The 461-nt window shown below is 57.7% G+C and carries 1 protein-coding gene; it reads left to right on the top strand.

The annotated features are described in order from the left end of the window. A partial coding sequence (locus JMF97_RS30680) for an OprD family outer membrane porin (protein WP_203224678.1) occupies positions 1 to 342 on the top strand: 342 nt, incomplete at its 5' end. Positions 343 to 461 lie beyond the last annotated feature (119 nt).

Genomic DNA, 461 nt, shown 5'->3' with positions numbered 1-461 from the left:
GGCGATTACAAGGTCAATCCGAACCTGACGTTGACCTATCACTTTGCCCAGCTGGAGGACATTTACCAGCAGCACTATGTGGGCCTGAAGAACAGTTTTGCCCTGGGCGGCGGCGTGCTCAAGAGCGACATTCGCTACTTCGACGCGGACAAGGCGGGCGCCGGGCTGGCGGGCAAGGTGGATAACCGCGCGCTGAGCACGCGGGTCGCCTACAGCTACAAGGGACACAGCCTGGGCGGCGGGTATCAGGAGCAGTTTGGTGATACGCCGTTCACCTATGTCGATGGCACCAACACCTATCTGTTTTCCGACTGTCTCTTATACACATCTAGATGTGTATAAGAGACAGGCCCAGGGCAGCGGCCTGAATATCGAGATGGAAACCCTGGAGTGGGGGACCCAGCTGGAGCGTTACCAGAGCGGCAACTACCAGATGATGTCGTTCTCCTACTCATCGCGAC

The sequence above is a fragment of the Micromonospora fiedleri genome (assembly GCF_016774385.1).
GTDB classification, from domain to species: domain Bacteria; phylum Actinomycetota; class Actinomycetes; order Mycobacteriales; family Micromonosporaceae; genus Micromonospora; species Micromonospora gifhornensis.
This window is presented reverse-complemented; position numbering and strand designations above follow the sequence as displayed.